The 20,633-nt window shown below is 36.4% G+C and carries 20 protein-coding genes and 1 pseudogene; 3 read left to right on the top strand and 18 right to left on the bottom strand.

Annotation, left to right across the window (positions count from 1 at the left end):
* Positions 1-24: 24 nt before the first annotated feature.
* From BW732_RS04345 to BW732_RS04365, 5 genes are all read right to left on the bottom strand, one after another.
* Positions 25-1,152 carry an ankyrin repeat domain-containing protein gene (locus BW732_RS04345; protein ID WP_077275633.1) on the bottom strand — a complete coding sequence of 376 codons (1,128 nt, stop codon included), beginning with the start codon at positions 1,150-1,152 and terminating at the stop codon, positions 25-27.
* Positions 1,153-1,311: 159 nt separating this feature from the next.
* Positions 1,312-2,286 (bottom strand): siderophore ABC transporter substrate-binding protein, encoded by a 975-nt coding sequence (locus BW732_RS04350; protein WP_077275634.1) that lies wholly within the window; start codon positions 2,284-2,286, stop codon positions 1,312-1,314.
* A gap of 15 nt (positions 2,287-2,301) precedes the next feature.
* Positions 2,302-3,060, bottom strand: coding sequence for an iron ABC transporter ATP-binding protein (locus tag BW732_RS04355; RefSeq protein WP_077275635.1), 759 nt, complete (start codon positions 3,058-3,060; stop codon positions 2,302-2,304).
* On the bottom strand, positions 3,061-4,023 hold the full coding sequence (locus tag BW732_RS04360; protein ID WP_077276862.1) for an iron chelate uptake ABC transporter family permease subunit: 963 nt from the start codon (positions 4,021-4,023) through the stop codon (positions 3,061-3,063). It abuts the gene before it with no gap.
* A gap of 1 nt (position 4,024) precedes the next feature.
* Positions 4,025-4,978 carry an ABC transporter permease gene (locus tag BW732_RS04365; RefSeq protein WP_077275636.1) on the bottom strand — a complete coding sequence of 318 codons (954 nt, stop codon included), beginning with the start codon at positions 4,976-4,978 and terminating at the stop codon, positions 4,025-4,027.
* A gap of 162 nt (positions 4,979-5,140) precedes the next feature.
* On the opposite strand from BW732_RS04365, the gene BW732_RS04370 reads away from it, so the two are divergent.
* Positions 5,141-5,587, top strand: a complete 447-nt coding sequence (locus tag BW732_RS04370) for a YueI family protein (protein ID WP_077275637.1) — start codon at positions 5,141-5,143, stop codon at positions 5,585-5,587.
* Between the two features lie 60 nt (positions 5,588-5,647).
* Here the strand turns inward: BW732_RS04370 and BW732_RS04375 are convergent, their stop codons facing one another.
* The 13 genes and pseudogenes from BW732_RS04375 to BW732_RS04435 all read right to left on the bottom strand — a co-directional run bounded on the left by BW732_RS04375 (position 5,648) and on the right by BW732_RS04435 (position 18,031).
* Positions 5,648-6,106 (bottom strand): low molecular weight protein-tyrosine-phosphatase, encoded by a 459-nt coding sequence (locus BW732_RS04375; protein WP_077275638.1) that lies wholly within the window; start codon positions 6,104-6,106, stop codon positions 5,648-5,650.
* Between the two features lie 70 nt (positions 6,107-6,176).
* A complete protein-coding gene (locus BW732_RS04380) occupies positions 6,177-6,431 on the bottom strand; it encodes a Veg family protein (RefSeq protein ID WP_077275639.1) in 255 nt (84 codons plus the stop codon).
* Between the two features lie 149 nt (positions 6,432-6,580).
* Positions 6,581-7,162: a sigma-70 family RNA polymerase sigma factor gene (locus BW732_RS04385; protein WP_077275640.1), complete on the bottom strand. Its 582-nt coding sequence runs from the start codon at positions 7,160-7,162 to the stop codon at positions 6,581-6,583.
* Between the two features lie 101 nt (positions 7,163-7,263).
* A complete protein-coding gene (locus BW732_RS04390) occupies positions 7,264-7,824 on the bottom strand; it encodes an NYN domain-containing protein (protein ID WP_228414972.1) in 561 nt (186 codons plus the stop codon).
* Entirely contained in the window at positions 7,799-8,614 is an 816-nt protein-coding gene (rlmB, locus tag BW732_RS04395) for a 23S rRNA (guanosine(2251)-2'-O)-methyltransferase RlmB (protein WP_077275642.1), read from the bottom strand. Before rlmB ends, BW732_RS04390 begins: the two co-directional genes overlap by 26 nt.
* The gene (locus BW732_RS04400; protein ID WP_077276863.1) at positions 8,598-9,002 is read right to left on the bottom strand and encodes a Mini-ribonuclease 3; all 405 of its coding nucleotides are present in this window, start codon (positions 9,000-9,002) and stop codon (positions 8,598-8,600) included. Before BW732_RS04400 ends, rlmB begins: the two co-directional genes overlap by 17 nt.
* Positions 9,003-9,010: 8 nt before the next feature.
* Positions 9,011-10,429, bottom strand: a complete 1,419-nt coding sequence (gene cysS, locus BW732_RS04405) for a cysteine--tRNA ligase (RefSeq protein WP_077275643.1) — start codon at positions 10,427-10,429, stop codon at positions 9,011-9,013.
* Positions 10,430-10,436: 7 nt separating this feature from the next.
* Complete coding sequence (epsC, locus tag BW732_RS04410; RefSeq protein WP_077275644.1) at positions 10,437-10,952, bottom strand: serine O-acetyltransferase EpsC; 516 nt, start codon at positions 10,950-10,952, stop codon at positions 10,437-10,439.
* A 275-nt stretch (positions 10,953-11,227) separates the two neighbouring features.
* On the bottom strand, positions 11,228-12,691 hold the full coding sequence (gltX, locus tag BW732_RS04415) for a glutamate--tRNA ligase (protein ID WP_077275645.1): 1,464 nt from the start codon (positions 12,689-12,691) through the stop codon (positions 11,228-11,230).
* Between the two features lie 90 nt (positions 12,692-12,781).
* Complete coding sequence (locus tag BW732_RS04420; protein ID WP_077275646.1) at positions 12,782-13,882, bottom strand: PIN/TRAM domain-containing protein; 1,101 nt, start codon at positions 13,880-13,882, stop codon at positions 12,782-12,784.
* A 19-nt stretch (positions 13,883-13,901) separates the two neighbouring features.
* On the bottom strand, positions 13,902-15,272 hold the full coding sequence (gene radA, locus BW732_RS04425) for a DNA repair protein RadA (RefSeq protein ID WP_077275647.1): 1,371 nt from the start codon (positions 15,270-15,272) through the stop codon (positions 13,902-13,904).
* Between the two features lie 83 nt (positions 15,273-15,355).
* Positions 15,356-15,883, bottom strand: a complete 528-nt coding sequence (locus BW732_RS04430) for a dCTP deaminase/dUTPase family protein (protein ID WP_077275648.1) — start codon at positions 15,881-15,883, stop codon at positions 15,356-15,358.
* Between the two features lie 181 nt (positions 15,884-16,064).
* Positions 16,065-18,031 (bottom strand): annotated as a pseudogene (locus BW732_RS04435) (KUP/HAK/KT family potassium transporter).
* A gap of 511 nt (positions 18,032-18,542) precedes the next feature.
* Here BW732_RS04435 and proB point away from each other — a divergent pair.
* Together proB and BW732_RS04445 are read left to right on the top strand one after the other, a co-directional pair.
* Positions 18,543-19,349 carry a glutamate 5-kinase gene (gene proB, locus BW732_RS04440; protein WP_077275649.1) on the top strand — a complete coding sequence of 269 codons (807 nt, stop codon included), beginning with the start codon at positions 18,543-18,545 and terminating at the stop codon, positions 19,347-19,349.
* 20 nt (positions 19,350-19,369) lie between these two features.
* Positions 19,370-20,614 carry a glutamate-5-semialdehyde dehydrogenase gene (locus BW732_RS04445; protein ID WP_077275650.1) on the top strand — a complete coding sequence of 415 codons (1,245 nt, stop codon included), beginning with the start codon at positions 19,370-19,372 and terminating at the stop codon, positions 20,612-20,614.
* Positions 20,615-20,633: the final 19 nt, after the last annotated feature.

The raw sequence follows: 20,633 nt of genomic DNA on the forward strand, positions 1-20,633 counted from the left end.
ATAATCAGTCAATCTTAAAATAAGTTACTTACTAACTAACTTATCGCGTGCATCAATATTTTTCACTTGCTCAACAAATAATGGATTATCCGGTTGTAAGATTGCAGCTTTTAAAAGAGTTGTTCTTGCCGCTTCAAACTGACCTAACTGTGACAAACTATTAGCCAAATGGAATAAATAATCCACACGCTTTGGTTGCTTTTCAAGTAACTGTTCCATTAAAATAATCGCTTCTTGATGTCGGCCTAAATCACGTAAATAGTTTGCTTTATGGTAGCTAAAGAAGTCAGAGTCTGTTTGTTCAATACCTAAATCAAAATAGGCTAACGCTGGTTCAACTGCTCCTTGTTTACGCATTAATAAAGCTAAATAAAATGCAAATTGTACTGCTTCTTGAAGCCCTTGTTCATAATAATCTTTCGCTAAGTCATACTCTTTTAATTGCTCATAAATTCTACCTAAATAATATCGTTTTTTTAATGAGTCTGGTAATGAAGAAACAACATGTAGGGCATCACGATATTTTTTTTGGCGTAATAACTGCTTAACTAGTGTCCATTGCGTTTCAGGAGTTAATGCCATGAGTCCGTCATAGACTTCCAACTGTTTCAAGAGCAACGCATAATCTACAACTGTTCGCTTAGTGTAATCTTGGTGGTGATACGTTGCCCCATAGTGACTTAATTCTTCAATGATATCTTGATATAGGTACCCACCGTCACCCAAAATTACTGCTTCTTGAATAGCTGTCCAACCTAAACGATTCACATGATTCACAGGAACACCTGCTTCTAAGGCTGTTTGAACAACCTCAATAAACCCTTTTTCACTTGACGGTAATAACGCTGTACCACCAAAGCGATTGACTTGGGTTAAATCAGGTTGATAGGTCACCATAAGTGAAAAAATATCACTGAACCCATTGGCTGCAGCTGCAATAAATGGTGAAAGTTCGCCATTATCTTGGTGATTCGCATCAAGTCCTAATGATAGTAATTGTGCCACTTTAGCTAAATCATTGGCTAATACTACTAACATTAATGCACTCTGACCTTTATGATTGGTCACTTCCTTAGTACTTGGTGTCACCTGTGCCAAAAATTTTGTTAACTCACCATTTTCCAAGAATTCTACTAGTTTTTTTTCTACCATTATGTCATCAAATCCTTCCTCTTACATCCGATCCTTTATCAATAGTCCTAGTTTAAAGGAATTCGATTTAAAAAGATAGTCCTATCCATGACAGCCATTGCAAATAAAAAACTGACTACTACCTTTGTAGTAATCAGTTTTTCAGACATGACAATAGACTTACTTATTATATCCTTTAGCAATATCATCTATCATGACTTGAGTAGATTCAATACCACCACCAGCAAGGTACCAGACATCTGGTGTTAAAGAAATCACCTTATCAGTTTGTCCAGCTTTTGTTTGTAAAATTAATTCATTCGTTGCAATATTATTTTTACTCGTGTCTCCACCAATAGCTTTGGTCCGATCGACAACAAATAATATATCAGGATTTTTCTCTAGAATATATTCATATGAAATATCTTGTCCATGTGTTGATGGCTTAATCGTTGTATCAGCCGGAAGCACACCAAACGTGTCGTAAACAATACCAAATCGTGAGCCCGAACCATAAGCTGACAAACTTCCCTCATTCACAAGTGTCACTAAGCCAGTTAACTGACTATTAGATGCTTTTTCATTAAGAGTAGCTATATTTTTATCTAGCTCAGCAATTTTTTTATCTGCGACCTCTTTTTTATCAAAAATAGTTCCTAATGTTTGAATATTTTGTTTTGTTGATTCCCATGGTTTATTCGCATCTACACCTAGATAAAGTGTTGGTGCTATTTTTTCTAACATCTCACGCGAATCTTCTTGACGACCAGAAATGATAATTAAGTCAGGTTTTAGTGCATTAATTTTTTCAAAATCTGGTTCCTTAATGCCACCTACTGATTCTTTTTCATCGAAACTTTTTAAGTAGCTAGGTAACGTTTTTGTTGGAACACCAATGACAGCCTCTTTGTCACCTAACGAATTAATTGTGTCCAATGCTCCCATATCAAAAACGACTACTTTTGATGGTTTAACAGGCACCTCTTTGTCTTTTCCTTGGCTATCTGTGACTTGAATTGTTTTTACTGTTGCTACCTCGTTTTTAACTTGGTTTGATGACATAGTAGTTGCTTGTTTTGCCTTTGCTCCACACCCTCCAAGTACTAATAACCCTATAAAACAAGTGACTATTAAAAAATTTTTTCCTTTTTTCATTCAATCATTTCCCCTTTATTCATTAAAGTATAAACAAAATCTAGTCCCTTCTAATTCGCAAATACGAATATTCATATCATATAATTGATCCAAAACAGGTTTGGTGATAATGTCAGATGTAGGACCTGCTTTAAAGACTGTTCCTTGCTTCATTGCCACAATATCATCTGCGTAACTTGCAGCAAAATTAATATCGTGTAAAACAATAACCACCGTTTTACCTGTCTCAATCACTAATTTTTTCATGATTTTCATCAAATTCGCGGCATGATTCATATCAAGATTATTTAAAGGCTCATCTAAAAAAATATAATCAGTATCTTGTGCAAGAACCATCGCAATATAAGCGCGTTGTAGTTGCCCACCTGACAATGTATCGATATGCCGTTCAGCAATCTCAACTAAGTTTAGATAATTTAACGCTGAATCAATTTTTTCTTGATCCGTTGTAGTTAAACGTCCCTTACTATGAGGAAAACGTCCAAAGGCAACCAGTTCACGAACGGTTACTTTTAATTGCACGCTATTGGCTTGTTTTAAAACCGACATTTTTTTCGCCAATTCTGTTTGTTTCCATGATTTTACTTCAGTACCATCAACATAGATACCCCCTGAATCCTTATCAAGCAATCGACTCATCATCGAAAGCAGAGTGCTCTTTCCTGCACCATTTGGCCCAATAAAAGCTGTTAAGTGCCCTTGTTTAATGTCAACATCTACGCCATCAACAACTACTGCCGTTCCATATTTTTTAGTGACCTTTTCAATTAACATCTAAGATACACCTCGCTCCTTAATAATTTTCCAGACGAAATATAGTCCACCACTAAATTCAATAACCACGCTAAGTGTTGTATTCATTTGGAAAACGTGTTCCACTAAAAATTGACCACATACTAATAAAAAGATACTGATTAGCGAACTGCCAATAAATAACGCTCGGTGTCGATAAGTACCTAACCAACGATATGTAACATTAGCCACGATAAAACCAAGAAACGTAATCGGTCCTACTAATGCTGTTGAAATAGCAACAGAGACACTAATCAAAATCAATAGAAAAAGACGTAATCTCGGTACGTGAATACCTAAATTAATCGCTTGTTCGACACCTAAATGTAAAACATCTAAACGAGTCGCCAATAATAGATATAATAGTAAAATTAATATAACAACTGGCACTAGATACACTAGCAATGTCACGTCAATATTATTAAAACTAGCAAATAGTTTACCTTGCAATTTATCATATTCATTTGGATCCATTGCTACTTGTAAAAATGTACTTAAGCTCCGGAAAAGTGTCCCTAGAATCATTCCAACCATCAATAATAAAAATAAGTCGTGTTGGCCTTTCTTCAATAAAAAGGTGAATAACATGACGCTAATGGCGACCATCAAGCTGACATTACTGAAAAAAAATAAACCTTTATGTGTCACAATTAGACCCGTTACAGTACCAAAGAAAAAATATAAAACAGTTTGGATTAATACATACAATGAATCAAAACCTAAAATACTTGGCGTCAAAAATTGATTATGTGTTAATGTCTGAAAACTAATTGTTGCACAAGAGGTTAAGATGCCAACAATTAGGAACGCTAACAATTTTTTTCCTCGTAGAAATAACGCAAATTCCCAGTTACCATACGTTTGGTAGGTTAAAAATAAAATTAACACACCTAATGTCACTAAACTTAATAGACAGATTTTATTTATGACCGATAAATACTTCATTTTAGTTAGCACGACGGTACCCCCTAACTAGTAACAGGATAAACGCCAAACTGCCAAAAATACCTACGACTAAACTAACAGGGACTTCATAAGGTGCAATAACCACACGAGCAATCAAATCACAAACAACTAAAAAAATACTTCCAAATAGTGCAGTCAACCAAAGCGTTCGTTGCAACTGATCACCAAAATAATAAGACACAATATTTGGGACAATGACTCCTAAAAATGGCAGACTGCCAACCGTAACTAAAACTAAGCTACTGGCCAATGAGACTAGCAATAAGCCAATTCGCTGAGTCCGACGATAATTCACACCCACAGTTGTAGCAAAATCTTCCCCCATGCCGACTAGTGTAAACCGATAAGCAAAGAAATAGCATACTACAAGAACAGGAACCGTTGCATAAATCAGTTCATAATCACCGCGTACAACCATTGAAAAGTTACCTTGTAACCATGAGCTCATATTTTGAATTAATTGAAATTGATAAGCAAAAAAAGTAACAAATGATCCAATAATGTTACCAAACATCACACCGACCAAAGGTACCATAAGTTGATTTTTTGCTGGCAAATAATTAGTCAAATGAATAAACAACAACGTGCCTAAAAAGGCAAAAACAAAAGCGACTCCCGAACGCAAGAAGACTGAAGCATTAGGCAAAAAGAGCATTACAATTAACATCCCTAAACGTGCGCTGTCCATTGTCCCGGCAGTCGTTGGCGACACAAATTTATTTTGCGTGAGATGCTGCATGATTAGACCAGATACACTACTAATCGCGCCCACAATAATTAAACTAAGCGTGCGTGGCACGCGTGTACTCCAAAAAACGATACTTTCTTGTGTCGATAGACGTGAGATATCTTGAATAGACACATCTTGAACACCCACAAACAACGACAAACAAGCTAAAAAAAATAATAGTATAATGGGAATTCTCTTTTTCAAGTGTATTCTCTCCATAATTCCTTATTGAGAATGATTTTCATTCACAATAAACAGTTTAGCGAATTTAATTCTGAAAAGCAATACTTTTTGTTAACCATGCAAAATTATTCAGATGTGTTATAATTATGGTAGATTAAGCCAAGATATTGAAGGAGTGAGACGATGGCAAATAAAGATGTACAAGACTACTTAGATAAAGGACTATTCGGTGCGCCACAACTAAGACCAGATGAACAAAAATTATTTTTAGGAACGTTTCGTGAGCGTGTCGTGTTAGCTTTAACGATTCAAGAAATGGAATCTCTAAAATACGATAATTTGATTATTGAGCGTCTCAATACGTTTGATCGCGGTCATTTTCTGATTAACGCAAACGTTAGCTTACCAGCTCAAGACCACTACATGAAATTAGCACAGACTTATGAAAAAAATTTCCGTTTAGTTGATACTGATCACGATAAAGGAAAAGAAGAAACAATTGGTTTGGTTTATGCAGTTGATACACCAGTTGATTTGGATGATATTTTTGTCCCAAATAATTTTTTAGCACAACGTGAGCAAGAAAAACGGCATCACAAACTAGAAGATAAATTAAAAAAACTATTTTAAATCAAAATAATTAATGCCACACAAAGCTAGTATTATTAAGCTTTGTGTGGCATTAATTTATTATTTTTTTAATTGTTCTAACCAATAGTCTGTACCTTGATTGACTAAATCATAAGTTAAATCAAAATTTCCTGTATAGTAAGGATCAGGCACCTCATGTGTGTCAGTAGCTAGACCAGCTAACAATAAATTGACTTTGGCTTTGTCAGCTTCAGTTGGAGCTAAAGCTAACAAATCACGGATATTAGCTTCATCCATACCAATAATATAATCATATGTCTCAAAATCAGCTAGTGTAATTTTTGTTGCAATCATCCCACTATAATCGATACCATGATCATCCAAAATTTTCTTAGTTCCATCATGTGGTTCATTGCCTAAATTCCAGCTACCAGTTGCTGCAGAAGCAACTATCACCTTATTAGCTAGGCCAGCTTCTTTAACCTTTTGTCGCATAACTGCTTCAGCCATCGGTGACCGACAAATATTACCTAAACAAACAAATAATAATTTTTTCATAAATCCTCCTTGAGTAATAAGCTAAAAAAAAAGCCCTAATTCAACTAACATAAAATTAGGAACTTGAGCCTTAAACGATTAAATCTTCATCTTCAGTAAATAACACTTCGATACTATTTGTTAAAATATCTCGATAACTATAAGATACTCGATCAAATGCATTTTCATCTTGATCCAAATCCACCACAAAAACAGATGGATACGTTTCAGCAAGAACTCCACTGCGCTGGCTTTGCTTTTTACGACCAGATTGTGCAATTAACGTAATACGACTCCCGATTTTATCCTCTAATTGATTTTTGATTGTTATGATATTGGCTGCCATAGTATTCACCTCTCCATATTACCATACCACAAAATAATAAGAATTACAAATTTTACCATATTATAACCTGCTTTTCAATAGATATAAGCCATTTTTAATGTTAAAAAGAAAGGCACTTTTTATTTTTAGTATATCAACAGCTTCAATAGCTACTTCATTAGCCGAACTTTAAATTTTTTTTTTGCTCGGCTAAAAGCATTCTGAATGACTTTTTCACTTTGATTTAATTTACAAGCAATACTTGAAATCTCTAGCCCTTCTATATAATATTGCAAGACTTCTTTTTCTAAAAATGATAATCCACACCAAACTTGATCTATACAATCACGAATATAAATATAATCTTCCCAATTAACCCTGTCGTCACAATTAAAACCACTGCCAGATTTTGGTAAATTTTCTCCATTTAAATCGTCAAGTGATTGCAACTTTTTATTGCCACTGCGTTTTTTTGCTTCTTGGCGTCTTAATAAACTAATAAAATAGCGTTCCAAGCTTATCTTGTAAAATAAACCAAATGTTAACCCCTTAGACTGATCATAATTCATAATTGATTGATAGCAAACAAAACGTGCCTCTTGAAGCCAATCATCAGGCTCAAAATCAATTAAGTGATATTTTTTTTTGATTTTAAAAACAACAGGTTCATACGTTTTGAATACGCTTTCAAAAAAATCGTCATTTCCAGATTTTATAGAAAAAATATACTCTGTCAGTTCTTTTTCATTCATTAATTATTTTCTCCTACATGTGCCTTTCTTCACAATCAGAATATCATTGAATAACAAAACAAAAAAGAGAACTAACGTTCTTTTTTTGTTTTGTTTCTATTTTAATGTATGTTATCAAAATATTTTTGTAGCTCACCTAATTGTTCTTTTGACCATGGAGAATTCCGGCGATAATTAGAAAAACGATAATCTTCTGCATCATTTTTAATACTTTTTTCTGATTCTTCAATATTTTTATATAACTCTCGTGCAGAAACTCGTAAAGCCCCTTGGGAAAAGATAACCCATTGTTCAGCTAAATCACTAGTTGCTACTCGGACATGAGTTAATGGATTAATACGTTGACCAGCTTCTCGCTCAATATAAGTATCTGCTGTTTCCTCTTCTTTAGTAAAAATAACAGTTAACCCAAATTTTTCATAAGTTTGTTGAATCCCTGGAACTAACTGTGCGTCAAAAACAACGATAATATCAATCCCCTGGTATTTAGCATAATTCGATAGCATAAAGAGCAATAAATCTCTGGCATCAGCGAGACGTTCATGTTTTTTTAATCGTTGCAATTCTGGCCAAGCACCAATCATATTATAACCATCTACAAATAACACTTGAGACTTTAAGCGCTTTTTAGTCATGCTATACTCGCTTTCTAAAGACTTCATACATCAAGAGACTTGCTGCAACACTCGCATTTAAGCTTTGTACATGTCCTTGAATCGGAATTGTAATCATTTCATCCACTTCTTTTTTCAATGATTGACTCATACCTTTTCCTTCATTTCCAATAATCAATGCAATATCACCGGCAACATTCCACTGTCTGTAATCAGTTCCGACCATATCTGTTCCAAAGACCCAAATATTATTAGCTTTCATCTTTTTCACTGCTTGATTTAAATTCGTAACACGAGCAACTGGAATATGCTCAACTGCACCCGTCGAGGTTTTGACCACAACAGGTGTGATACCTACTGCACGATGTTTAGGAATAATAATCCCATCAACACCTGTCGCATCAGCTGTTCGCATAATTGACCCTAAATTGTGCGGATCCATAATACTATCTAAAATTAAGAAGAAACGATTATCGTTAGTTGTTTCTTGAGCTAGTAAATCATCTAATTCCCAATATTCGTAAGGAGTGATTTTTAAAACAATTCCCTGGTGATTTTCTTTATTGGTCATTTCATCTAGTTTACTTTTTTTAACCCATTTAATTGCCACTGCATGAGCAGCCGCAACCTCTTTTAGTTCTTCTACACGTGCTGCATTCAAATCTTCTTGTAAGAATAACTTATTACCTCGCTTAGCGTTCATTGCCTCAATTGTCGCATGCCGACCAAATACTACGTCATCGATTACGTCTTCCTCAACTAGTGTGGATACTTCTTTCGCTTGATGTCGAGGTTGTTGTTTATCACGCCTCATATGCTTATTATTTTTTGGTTTCATTTTTTTCCCCTATCTTCTGAATTGCCCATGTAACAAATTCATCCAGTCGTTCTTTTTGTCCAGTCAAATGTAAATAACCAACCAAAGCCTCAAATCCAGTCGAAGATCGGTAAGTAAACACCGACGTATTTTTAGCACTGGTATGGCTTTTAGCATTACGACCACGTTTATACATCGCAATTTCTGTCTCTAGTAAAAAGTTTGCAGCAAGCATTTCTTCAATTAAAAAATGTTGTGCTTTTGCTGAGACATAATTTGTCGCTAATTTATGTAATTGATTGGGTCTAGTATAGCCTGATTGAATCAAATAATCACGAATATAGACTTCATAAACAGCATCACCTATATACGCTAATGTTAATCCGCTTAATAATGTTGACTCTTTAATTTCTTTCATTAACTACGACTCCATCTCGTGCCTTGTGGCGTATCTTTTAATACAATTCCTTGCGCTTTCAATTCATCTCTAATTTCATCACTACGGGCAAAATTACGTGCTTGTCTAGCATCATTTCGCTCTTGAATTAATGCATCAATATCAGCATCTAATAAATCATCTGTTTCCGTCATCAATTGAATACCAAAGATTAGCATCCATTCTGCTAACATCGTTTGAGCGGTCATAATAACAGGAATTGATACACGCTCTTGCTCTAAATAAGTATTAAGCCATTTTACTAAAGCATAAACAACTGTGATACCATTTGCTGCATTAAAATCATCATCCATCCCTTTTTCAAAGTCAGCCTGAAAAACTTCCAAGTCAGCCAGAGAATCTGCATCACTCTCTAAGCCTTCAACTCCACTAGCCAATCGAAAATCTGCTTTGTCATAACTATTCTTGATTTTCTTCAAATTAGTTTCTGCTTCTTTAATGATTGTTTCATTGAAAGGCATTGGACGACGGTAATGTGTTGTTGCTAAAGTAAAACGAATAATTTCTGGATCGACTTGTTGCATCAAGTCATGTGCCGTCACAAAATTACCTAATGATTTACTCATTTTTTCACCAGACTCACCAACTGTTAAATAGGCATTGTGCATCCAGTAGTTCGCAAATGTTTGTCCAGTTTTTGCTTCACTCTGCGCGATTTCATTTTCATGATGCGGAAACTCTAGATCTTGTCCACCACCGTGGATATCAATCGTATCACCTAAATGTTTAGTCGCCATGACTGAACATTCAATATGCCAGCCTGGACGTCCTGCTCCCCAAGGAGATTCCCATGATACTTCACCTTCTTTAGCTTGTTTCCATAGTGCAAAATCGAGCGGATCTTCTTTTTTAGCTTGCTCATCACCAGTTCTTTGGCTAGCACCAACTTCTAGTTCATCCAAACTTTTGTTGCTTAAAGCCCCATAATTTTTAAACTTTCTAGCGCGATAATACACATCACCTTGTGATTCATAAGCATATCCTTTAGCAATTAAATCTGCAACAAACAAAATAATATCCTCGATATGATCAATCACGCGTGGGTGTTGGCAGGCTGGTTTAACATTCAGCTTACCGGTATCTTCGGTAAAAGCAGCAATGTATTTGTCTGCTAACTCTTTTGTCGTCACGCCCTCTTCTTTTGCTGTTCGGATAATTTTATCATCCACATCTGTAAAGTTAGAAATATAATTCACTTCATACCCTTTGTATTCTAAATAGCGACGTACTGTGTCAAATGAAATACTGCTGCGAGCATTTCCAATATGAATATAATTATAAACTGTTGGGCCACACACATACATTCGCACTTTATTCGGTTCAATCGTTTTAAATTCTTCTTTTTGACGAGTCAATGTGTTGTAAATTAACATTAACATCCCCTCCTTAATTTGATTTCGTTTTAACAACTTTTGCCGGAATCCCTACAGCAGTAGCAAAATCTGGTATATCGGTTAATACAACCGCTGATGCACCAATTTTAGCTGATTCACCAATTGTTACCGGTCCAAGAATTTGGGCATGGGCTGAGATTAGTGCCCCATTCTTGATTGTTGGATGCCTTTTTCCTACATGATTGCCAGTCCCACCAAGTGTTACCCCGTGAAATAAGGTAACATCATCACCAATAATTGTCGTTTCTCCAATGACCAAACCCATTCCGTGGTCAATAAACACACGTCGACCAATCGTCGCTCCAGGATGAATTTCGACACCTGTTAAAAATCGCCAAAATTGTGAATGGGCACGGGCTAAAAAATAAAGGTGATGGCGATAAAAAAAGTGTGACACTTTATGTGCCCACAAAGCATGTAAACCAGGATAGGTTAATACCGCTTCAAGCGTGGATTTTACAGCTGGGTCTTTGGCTTTAATGGTCTGAACATCTTCACGTAAACTCATAACCTCACCCTCCTTTTAACAGCATTTAACATATAAAAAGAGCCTCTTTAGTCAATTGACTAAAAGACGCTCTCTACGTGGTTCCACTTTTATTCGTAAAATGTAGTAAATACACTTTACCTTTTACAATAGTGTAACGACTATCACTCGTCTTTGACTACCTACTATCGTCAAAAAAGACTCGGAAATGCACACAATCAGGATTTGGTTTGCTTACACCACCCGCAAACTCTCTAATGACAAATCATCCGATCACTCTTTTCGTCAACATCTTACTATTTAGTTGCTTGTTGAATATGATTTAAGACTTTATCTTTACCTAATAACATAATCGTTTCAGCTAGTTCTGGGCCATGCATTTGACCACTAACTGCTACTCGAATTGGCATAAACAAGTTTTTCCCTTTAACGCCAGTTGCTTTTTGAACAGCTTTAATGCCAGCTTTAATTGTTGGTACATCTAACGTATCCATCTTAGTTACTTCTTCTGTGAATGCAGCTAATACAGCTGGAACTGTTTCACCAGCTAGAACTTCTTTTGCTTCAACAGATAGCTCTAATGTATCATTAAAGAATAATTTTGACAACTCAACAATTTCACCAATGTAGCTCATTTGTGGTTGATAAAGGCTCACTAATTCAGCAATCCATTCACGTTTTTCTACTGATGGATCAGCTTCAACTAAACCAGCTTTAACTAGATAAGGTGTCGCCATTTCTGCAATGACTTCACGGTCTAATTGTTTCACATATTGGTTACTTACCCATTCTAGTTTTTTGCTATCGAAAGCTGCAGGTGATTTACTTAAACGGTCAGCGTCAAAGATTTTAATTAATTCATCTTGACTAAAGATTTCTTCTTCCCCAACTGGAGACCAGCCTAGTAATGAAATAAAGTTGAACATTGCTTCAGGTAAGTAACCCAATTCACGATATTGCTCAATAAATTGTAGAATTGTTTCATCACGTTTACTTAACTTCTTGCCTGTTTCACTATTAATAATTAAAGTCATATGACCAAATTTTGGCGGTGTCCAACCAAATGCTTCATAAATCATTAATTGTTTTGGCGTATTAGCAATATGATCATCACCACGTAAAACATGTGTAATTTCCATTAAATGGTCATCAACTGCTACCGCAAAATTATAGGTTGGCATACCATCACGTTTTAAAATGACGAAGTCACCACCGACGCTATCCGATTCAAAGGTAATATCACCTTTCACCATATCATCAAACGTAAATTCTTTATTTTTTGGTACACGGAAACGGACGACTGGAGTAATACCTTCCGCTTCTTTTGCTGCTTGTTGGTCAGGTGTTAAATGCGCACATTTGCCACCATAGCGAGGAATTTCGCCGCGTGCACGTTGTGCTTCGCGTTCAGTTTCTAGTTCTTCTTCTGTACAGTAGCATTTATAAGCTAAATTACTAGCTAATAACTGGTCAATTAACGGCAAATAAATATCTGCTCGTTCTGACTGACGATAAGGACCATATTTCCCAGGATTTTCTGGGCATTCATCCCAATCAATATTTAACCATGCTAAATTTTCTAATTGACTCTTTTCGCCATCCGCAATATTACGTTTTGAATCAGTGTCTTCAATACGAATAATAAAATCGCCATCATGGTGTCTAGCATAAAGATAATTGAACAATGCTGTTCTAGCATTTCCAATATGTAAATGCCCTGTTGGACTTGGTGCGTATCGTACACGAACTTTTTTTGTCATTAAAATTACCTTCCTCATCTAAGTTTTCAATTCTTAGTCACACTTAAATTTTACCCTCAATCACTTGAATAGTAAAGGATATCCCTTGACTTATTCATCAATTTTCGTTTGTGAATGTGCCGGTTTAGCAAAAATCATTCGCCCAGCAGCCGTTTGGAGCGCACTTGTGACAACAACTGTTATCTTTTCCCTCATAAAGTGCTTCCCATCTTCTACGACAACCATTGTACCATCATCTAAATAGGCTACACCTTGCTGACGCTCAGTCCCATCTTTCATGACAACCACTTCCATCGTTTCACCCGGAATCACGACTGGTTTCACAGCATTGGCGAGTGCATTAATATTTAACACCATCACGTTTTGAAACTCGCAAACTTTGTTCAAATTAAAATCATTGGTCACAACAATACCATCTAGTAATTTCGCTAGCTTAACAAGCTTACTGTCAACTTCTTGAATATCATCAAAGTCACCTTCATACATTTCAACAGAGATACCATCTTCTTTTTGTAAGGCATTTAAAATATCTAAGCCACGACGTCCGCGCACACGTTTCATACTATCACCAGAATCAGCAATATACTGTAGTTCATATAACACAAAATTAGGAATTAAAAGCGTCCCTTCTATAAATCCAGTCCGTGCAACATCATAAATTCGACCATCGATAATCACACTTGTATCAAGAATTTTATATTTGCGAAAATGATCATCAACTTTGCGGTCAAGCACGTCATCAGCAGGCTTTTTATTTCGCGTCGTCATGATTTTTTTCCACTCATCTAATTTCGTTTTAGCCGTCCCTACTCGGTATCCTAAATACCCCAGTGATAACATCACTATTGCCGGCAAGATTGTATTTAAATACGCAATTTTAATGGAATAGAGTGGAACTGAAACTAACGCTCCTAATAATAAACCAATAATAATACTCACACTACCCAAAACTAAATCGGGTAAACTTTTTTCTGTAATCATTTTTTCAATTTGTTTAACTGATTTAGCAAATTGGTCAAAGGTTAGCATCGCAAGAATAAGAAAAATAATAGCACCAATTCCACCATTAACCACATCACTATTTAACCAGGTAATCTGACCGAGATTAGCCATTTGCCAAACATCTGGCAATGCTGCGCTACCAATACCAAAACCGATGGCAGCGAGCACAATCATAAATATTTTTTTCATCTGTCCATTTCCTCCTTTCTTATTGGAAAACCTTCCGCAACACTTCAGCGATTGTTTCGACACCAACAACTTCAATGTCAGTTGGAACACGCCAACCATGTAAACTATTCTTCGGAACATAAATTTTCTTAAAGCCTAATTTTTGTGCTTCAGCAACACGTTGTTCAATGCGATTAACCCGTCTAATTTCACCGGTCAAGCCAATTTCACCAACAAAGCACTCAAAAGGCGATGTACCACGATCTTTATAACTAGATGCAATACTGATAGCAATCGATAAGTCAATTGCTGGCTCATCTAATTTCACCCCACCAACTGCTTTTAGATAAGCATCTTGGTTTTGCAACATTAATCCCGCACGTTTTTCAAGGACTGCCATAATTAACGACACACGATTGTAATCAAGTCCCGTTGCTGTTCGTTTCGCATTACCAAAGACAGATGGTGTGATTAGAGCTTGTACCTCTGCTAGAATTGGTCGCGTACCTTCCATCGAACAAACAATTGAAGAGCCAGTTGCGCCGTCAATCCTTTCTTCTAAAAAGGCCTCAGAGGGATTCGTCACTTCGACAAGTCCTTGCTCACGCATCTCAAAAATCCCAATTTCATTTGTTGAACCAAAACGGTTTTTTACTGCTCGTAAAATACGATACGTATGGTGTCGATCACCTTCAAAGTAAAGCACAGTGTCAACCATATGTTCCAACATTCTCGGACCGGCTAGTGACCCTTCTTTTGTGACGTGACCGACAATAAAGATTGCGATTTGATTCGTTTTGGCAATTTGCATTAACTCAGCAGTTGTCTCTCTTACTTGGCTAACACTACCAGCAACACTATCAATATCGGGATGAACCATTGTTTGAATAGAGTCAATAATGACATAATCTGGACGCAACTCATCGATTGTTTGTCTAACTGAACTCATGTCTGTCTCAGAATACACATAAAAATCATTTGCTCCGTCATCCAGACGTTCAGCACGCATTTTTATTTGTTGGGCACTTTCTTCTCCCGACACATATAAAACGTCACCTTCTAGCTTACTTAGCTGTTGAGACACTTGTAATAGAAGTGTCGACTTTCCAATTCCTGGGTCACCACCAATTAAGACTAAAGACCCTGGAACAACTCCGCCACCTAACACACGATTCAATTCGCCTAAGTCTGTTTTCACTCGAGCTTCACGCGTGCGAACAACATCATTCAATTTTTCAGCTTTATTTTTTTTCCCTGCTAAACTAACTCGACTGTGTCGCGTTGGTTTTTCGTCGGATACCTCTTCTACTAACGAATTCCATTCTCCACAATTGGGACAACGGCCTAAGTATTTAGGTGAGATATACCCGCAGTTTTGACAAATATATTCTGTACGCTTTTTCTTAGCCATACTCACTCTCCTAATCTGATGCATTCTTTAGTGTAGCATAATTGTGTGAACTTTCTTTTATGTTTGCTTAACTCTTTTATGCTCTATTTACCAGAAGAACCAAAACCACCTGTTCGAGTACTCATCACTTCATCACTATCTGCTTTTAAAAATGGTAAGAAGATGCCTTGCCCGATACGGTCCCCTTTTTTAATCGTCACATCTGTTAACCCAAAATTTAAAAATTGAAACATGATGTGACCTTCATTATCAGCATTGCCATAATAATCACTATCAATGACACCAACACCATTACCTAATAGTAAAAAGTTTTTTAACGGGTTACTTGAACGGTTACACAACTGTAAAAATTCATCTGGCCCCATATATGCTTTAATTCCAGTTGGAACTAAGACTGGTTTCACTTGTTGTTTCATCTGTGCATCTAACTCAAATTTTCCAGGTGCTAAAGCTAATTTTAGAGCTGATGCAATTCCTGACTTCCAAATACTAGGAATCACGACATCAGCTGCTGCTTCAAAATCATACCCTGCAGCGTGTTTGGTGGCCCTTTTGGGTAGGTTCACCTCAGCAAATGTTGTTACTTTTTCAAATCCTCGAATTTTCCCCATATTCTCTACCATCCTCTTTTGTTTTACCAATACTTAATTATAACAAATAAAAAAGAGTAAGTCTTTTAATCGGACACAATCCTTAGCATTAATTATCTGCTAAAACAGTGGCTACTAAACGACTTCTCTTTTTTATTGTGGTTTTTTAGTGTCTTTTTGAAGCAACAGCCGTTAGACTTATTTAATCATCCTCGTCTTCAAAATTATTCACTTGCACTTTTTCTAGTTTACCGACGTCTTTTTGACGACCAACAACAAGAGGCACATGTTCAACAATTACGTCACTATACTCTAGACCAAACCAACGTGCTGGATCAAAAGCGACTTTTTTAATCGCTAGTTTAGCTTGCATAACCAGCGTGTCGAGCGTACTTAAAGATGTAACACGGGTCAATTCTTCATGAATTAAAACAAAGGCAAAATCGCCGACATTCCGACCAGGCGTAATGGTGTATTTTTGTGGTTGTTTTTTAATCGTACCATCAGCCATCAAATCATTTACGATTTGTCTTAAGTACACATTTACTTCTTGATTCATCCGAAAACCCAAACGTAATTGGACATTGACAATATAGTCAGTTCCTAACGTATCGACGTAATATTCTTGGGTATACGGTTCGTTAGTAACAAAGACGTTAACAAACCAATAAACCTCGGCACGTTTTGGTCGTTTGTCAAGAATCGAATACATTAATTCACTAGCAACTTGATGACCTTTAATTTTAGATGTTAAAAAACTAAATTGGTTTGATACTTCGGCACTGTCATATCATGGCGCAACTCATCTAATTGATCACGGTAGTCACATAACGACACACGACGTGAACTTTTTTCTTGAATACTATTTCCACGATGCCAAATTAACATAATGCTTAAAATTAGCAAGGCAATTAATACCGCTACATAACCACCGTGTAAAAATTTAGTGGCGCTAGAAATAAAGAAAATCACTTCAATCCCTGCAAAAAAGATAAAGATAATAAAAGATACTGTCTTGGGTGCTTTTTGTTGTAAAAGATAGAATAGAAGTAAAATCGTCGTCATTAGCATCGTTATTGTGATTGCTAATCCATAAGCAGCTTCCATTCTAGCAGACGTTCGGAAAGAGACAATAATTCCCATACAACCAACCAATAATAATGTATTAACAGCCGGAATATAGAGTTGTCCTTTCTGATTTGTTGGATAAATAATTTTTAAACGTGGCAACAATCGTAACTTGATTGCTTCAGAAACCAGTGTATATGACCCTGATATGAGTGACTGTGACGCAATCACAGCTGCGAGAGTGGCAAACAACACGCCAAAAACAGCAAATGAATCAGGCATCATCCTGAAAAATGGATTCAGTGACTTAATATTTTGATAATAGGCATCATCTTTAATGCTTAAAACCCAAGCAGCTTGACCGAAATAATTCAGTGTCAAACAAACTTTAATATAAGGCCAACTGACACGGATATTAGAACGCCCAGCATGTCCTAAGTCTGAATACAATGCTTCAGCACCAGTTGTCGCTAAAAACACACTACCTAAAATGAATAATCCCATTGTGTTTTCATCAGAAACTAACAAGTGAAAAGCATAGTAAGGATTTAAGGCCCGAATCACGGTGATATCTTTAAAAAAGTTGTACAACCCCATCCCGCCAATAAAAGTAAACCAGCCAAACATTAATGGACCAAATGCGATACCAACTTTTTGTGTTCCAATCCGTTGAATCGCAAAAAGAAGTAGCACAATAACCAAGGTTATAATTATAATGACATGTTGATTATTACCAAACGTATCATAAAACGTTGGAATACCTCTAAGGCCTTCAACAGCGGTTGTAATCGTAACCGCGGGTGTCAGAACACCATCAGCTAACAAAGTCGCGCCACCTAGCATTGCTGGGAAAATTAACCACGGACTCATTTTTCTAACTAAGGTATACAGGGAAAAAATACCACCTTCACCATCATTATCTGCACTTAAGGCAATCATGACATACTTAACAGACGTCAATAAAGTTAAGGTCCAAAAAATTAATGATACGGATCCCAAAATAAAAGCATCAGAAATTTTTGTCAAACCACCATTACCTTCAATAATCGCCTTCATTACATAAAGCGGACTCGTCCCAATATCACCATAGACAACCCCCATCGCAATTAATGCGCCACCCACTGTGAATTTATTCAAATTTTCATTTTGAGCTACACGACTCACGTTTATACACTCCTTTTTATACTAGTAACTCCAACCACTTTTTCAAATCATATTCTACAAAACATAAGAGCTATTATACTACGAGATAACTAGAAAGCTAGTCTTTTAATCTAATTCTTACATTACTAAATTTTTCATCCCATAATATAGGAAGTAAGTCGAAATTAACCTCTGGTAAAAGCTAAAATATGAATGTCTATCATCTATTTTTAATGTCAATAATAATCAAATATTAAAGCAGAATGATCCATAGTCCCTTTTTAATTTAGACCATGTTATAATCAGACTAAATCAATTTGACTGACTGTCTATTTTCATCATTTATTACCTCGTTCATAACTAGTTTTCACTGTTATGTTGCAAAAAAATAACTATATAACTAGTCATTTTTAATTAAGTCTAAGTCAATGAAATCAACCATATAATCTAAAATTTTGGAGGGGTTCTTTTGTCACGTCACTTTTCTACACTCAAACGCTTAATCATTAAAGTTGGAACCAGTTCACTTATGCTACCAAATGGTAAGATGAATCTCACATCGATTGATCAACTAGCTTTTACTTTAAGCGCATTAGTCAATCAAGGTTATGAAGTTATCTTAGTATCTTCTGGCGCTGTCGGGGCTGGAATCCAACGTCTAGGTTGGGAGCGCCGTCCTAAAACAATTTCAGAACAACAAGCAGTTGCTGCAATTGGGCAAGCGGAACTCATAAAAATCTATTCTCAACGATTTAACCATTATAATCAACAAACCGCTCAAGTTTTATTAACCCGAGACATCGTTGACTATCCTGAAAGTCGCAAAAATGTCGTCAATACATTTAATTCACTACTAGAGTTAGGTGTAGTCCCTATCGTTAACGAGAACGACAGTGTCGCTGTTGATGAGCTCGATCATCAAACAAAATTTGGTGACAACGATAAACTATCCGCAATTGTTGCTGGTTTAACTGACGCTGATTTATTGATTATGCTCTCAGATATCGATGGCTTTTATTCCAGTAATCCTAATCTATCACCAGATGCAACATTGTATTCAGAAATTACAGCAATCACGCCTGAACTTGAAGCTGCAGCTGGTGGCAAAGGTAGTGACTTTGGTACTGGTGGCATGTCAAGCAAACTGGATGCCGCTAAAATCATATTCTCTCATCAACAACAAATGATTTTAGCCAACGGTCAAAATCCAACCATTATTCTTGATATCATTGCTGGTAAAACTATCGGCACACATTTTGTATTACCAAACCACTAAAACTGAAAGGATAAATAGTCATGATAAATTTAGAACATTTGGGTCAGCTTGCCCAACAAGCCGCACGATTTTTAGCACTCGCTTCAACAACAGATAAAAACAAGACCTTAAGCTTGATAGCTAGGTACCTATTAGATTATCAAGATGATATTTTAGTAGCGAATGCAAAAGATATCCACGAAGCAAAAGAACACGGCCTTAATCAATCAATGATTGATCGTTTATTATTAACTAGTGAACGATTAGAAGTGATGGCCAATGATATCTTAACAATTGTGACACTTCCAGATCCTATTGGGACATCGGATGATGTTTGGAAAAATGCTAATGATTTAACCATTATGAAACAGCGTGTACCATTAGGGGTCATTGGTATCATCTACGAATCTCGGCCAAACGTAACAACGGACGCAGCAAGTTTGTGTTTTAAATCAGGAAATGCCATCATCTTACGTGGTGGTAAAGAAGCTATTCATTCAAATATAGCATTAGTTGATGTGATGCAACGCGCTTTATTAGCTGCTGGTTTTCCAAAAGAAGCCATTCAATTAGTAACGGATACATCGCGAGAGACGGCACGTCACTTTATGCAATTAAATGACTATCTCGATGTCCTCATTCCACGTGGCGGAGCAAATCTTATTCAAACAGTTGTAAAAACAGCGACTGTTCCTGTCATTGAAACTGGAACAGGTAATTGCCACGTCTACGTGGATCAAGATGCACAGCTTGATATGGCAGTTAACATTGTTGTTAATGGAAAATGCCAACGTCCGTCCGTTTGCAATGCGACTGAAACAGTCATTGTTCATAAAGCCATTGCTCACGAATTTTTGCCACAGTTAGCTCAAAAGTTAGCCACGTATCAAGTGGCATTACGCAGTAACGAAGCGGGTCTAGCCTTTTTACCTAATGCAACCTTAGCAACTGAGATTGACTATGAAACCGAATTTCTAGACTATATTCTAGCAGTTAAAGTTGTTGACTCATTTGAGGAAGCCATTCAGCATATTCAAACATTTAGTACACATCACTCTGAAGTAATCGTGACCGATAATTACTTTACTGCCCAACAATTCACTAAACAAATCGATGCGGCGGCAGTTTATGTTAATGCATCTTCGCGTTTCACAGATGGCAGTGTTTTTGGTTTCGGTGGTGAGATTGGTATTAGTACGCAAAAACTGCATGCCCGTGGTCCGATGGGCTTAAAAGAATTAACATCAACAAAATATATTGTCTTAGGAAACGGACAAACTCGCTAGCCTGACTATTGAACAAAAA

Source organism: Vagococcus penaei (assembly GCF_001998885.1).
GTDB classification, from domain to species: Bacteria; Bacillota; Bacilli; order Lactobacillales; family Vagococcaceae; genus Vagococcus; species Vagococcus penaei.

Excerpts from the sequence above, each read along its gene's own strand:
- BW732_RS04345 (WP_077275633.1), bottom strand. The coding sequence starts at position 1,152 with ATGGTAGAAAAAAAACTAGTAGAATTCTTGGAAAATGGTGAGTTAACA.
- BW732_RS04350 (WP_077275634.1), bottom strand. The coding sequence starts at position 2,286 with ATGAAAAAAGGAAAAAATTTTTTAATAGTCACTTGTTTTATAGGGTTA.
- BW732_RS04355 (WP_077275635.1), bottom strand. The coding sequence starts at position 3,060 with ATGTTAATTGAAAAGGTCACTAAAAAATATGGAACGGCAGTAGTTGTT.
- BW732_RS04360 (WP_077276862.1), bottom strand. The coding sequence starts at position 4,023 with ATGAAGTATTTATCGGTCATAAATAAAATCTGTCTATTAAGTTTAGTG.
- BW732_RS04370 (WP_077275637.1), top strand. The coding sequence starts at position 5,141 with ATGGCAAATAAAGATGTACAAGACTACTTAGATAAAGGACTATTCGGT.
- BW732_RS04375 (WP_077275638.1), bottom strand. The coding sequence starts at position 6,106 with ATGAAAAAATTATTATTTGTTTGTTTAGGTAATATTTGTCGGTCACCG.
- BW732_RS04380 (WP_077275639.1), bottom strand. The coding sequence starts at position 6,431 with ATGGCAGCCAATATCATAACAATCAAAAATCAATTAGAGGATAAAATC.
- BW732_RS04385 (WP_077275640.1), bottom strand. The coding sequence starts at position 7,162 with ATGAATGAAAAAGAACTGACAGAGTATATTTTTTCTATAAAATCTGGA.
- BW732_RS04390 (WP_228414972.1), bottom strand. The coding sequence starts at position 7,824 with ATGAAGTCTTTAGAAAGCGAGTATAGCATGACTAAAAAGCGCTTAAAG.
- rlmB (WP_077275642.1), bottom strand. The coding sequence starts at position 8,614 with ATGAAACCAAAAAATAATAAGCATATGAGGCGTGATAAACAACAACCT.
- cysS (WP_077275643.1), bottom strand. The coding sequence starts at position 10,429 with ATGTTAATGTTAATTTACAACACATTGACTCGTCAAAAAGAAGAATTT.
- epsC (WP_077275644.1), bottom strand. The coding sequence starts at position 10,952 with ATGAGTTTACGTGAAGATGTTCAGACCATTAAAGCCAAAGACCCAGCT.
- gltX (WP_077275645.1), bottom strand. The coding sequence starts at position 12,691 with ATGACAAAAAAAGTTCGTGTACGATACGCACCAAGTCCAACAGGGCAT.
- BW732_RS04420 (WP_077275646.1), bottom strand. The coding sequence starts at position 13,882 with ATGAAAAAAATATTTATGATTGTGCTCGCTGCCATCGGTTTTGGTATT.
- radA (WP_077275647.1), bottom strand. The coding sequence starts at position 15,272 with ATGGCTAAGAAAAAGCGTACAGAATATATTTGTCAAAACTGCGGGTAT.
- BW732_RS04430 (WP_077275648.1), bottom strand. The coding sequence starts at position 15,883 with ATGGGGAAAATTCGAGGATTTGAAAAAGTAACAACATTTGCTGAGGTG.
- BW732_RS04445 (WP_077275650.1), top strand. The coding sequence starts at position 19,370 with ATGATAAATTTAGAACATTTGGGTCAGCTTGCCCAACAAGCCGCACGA.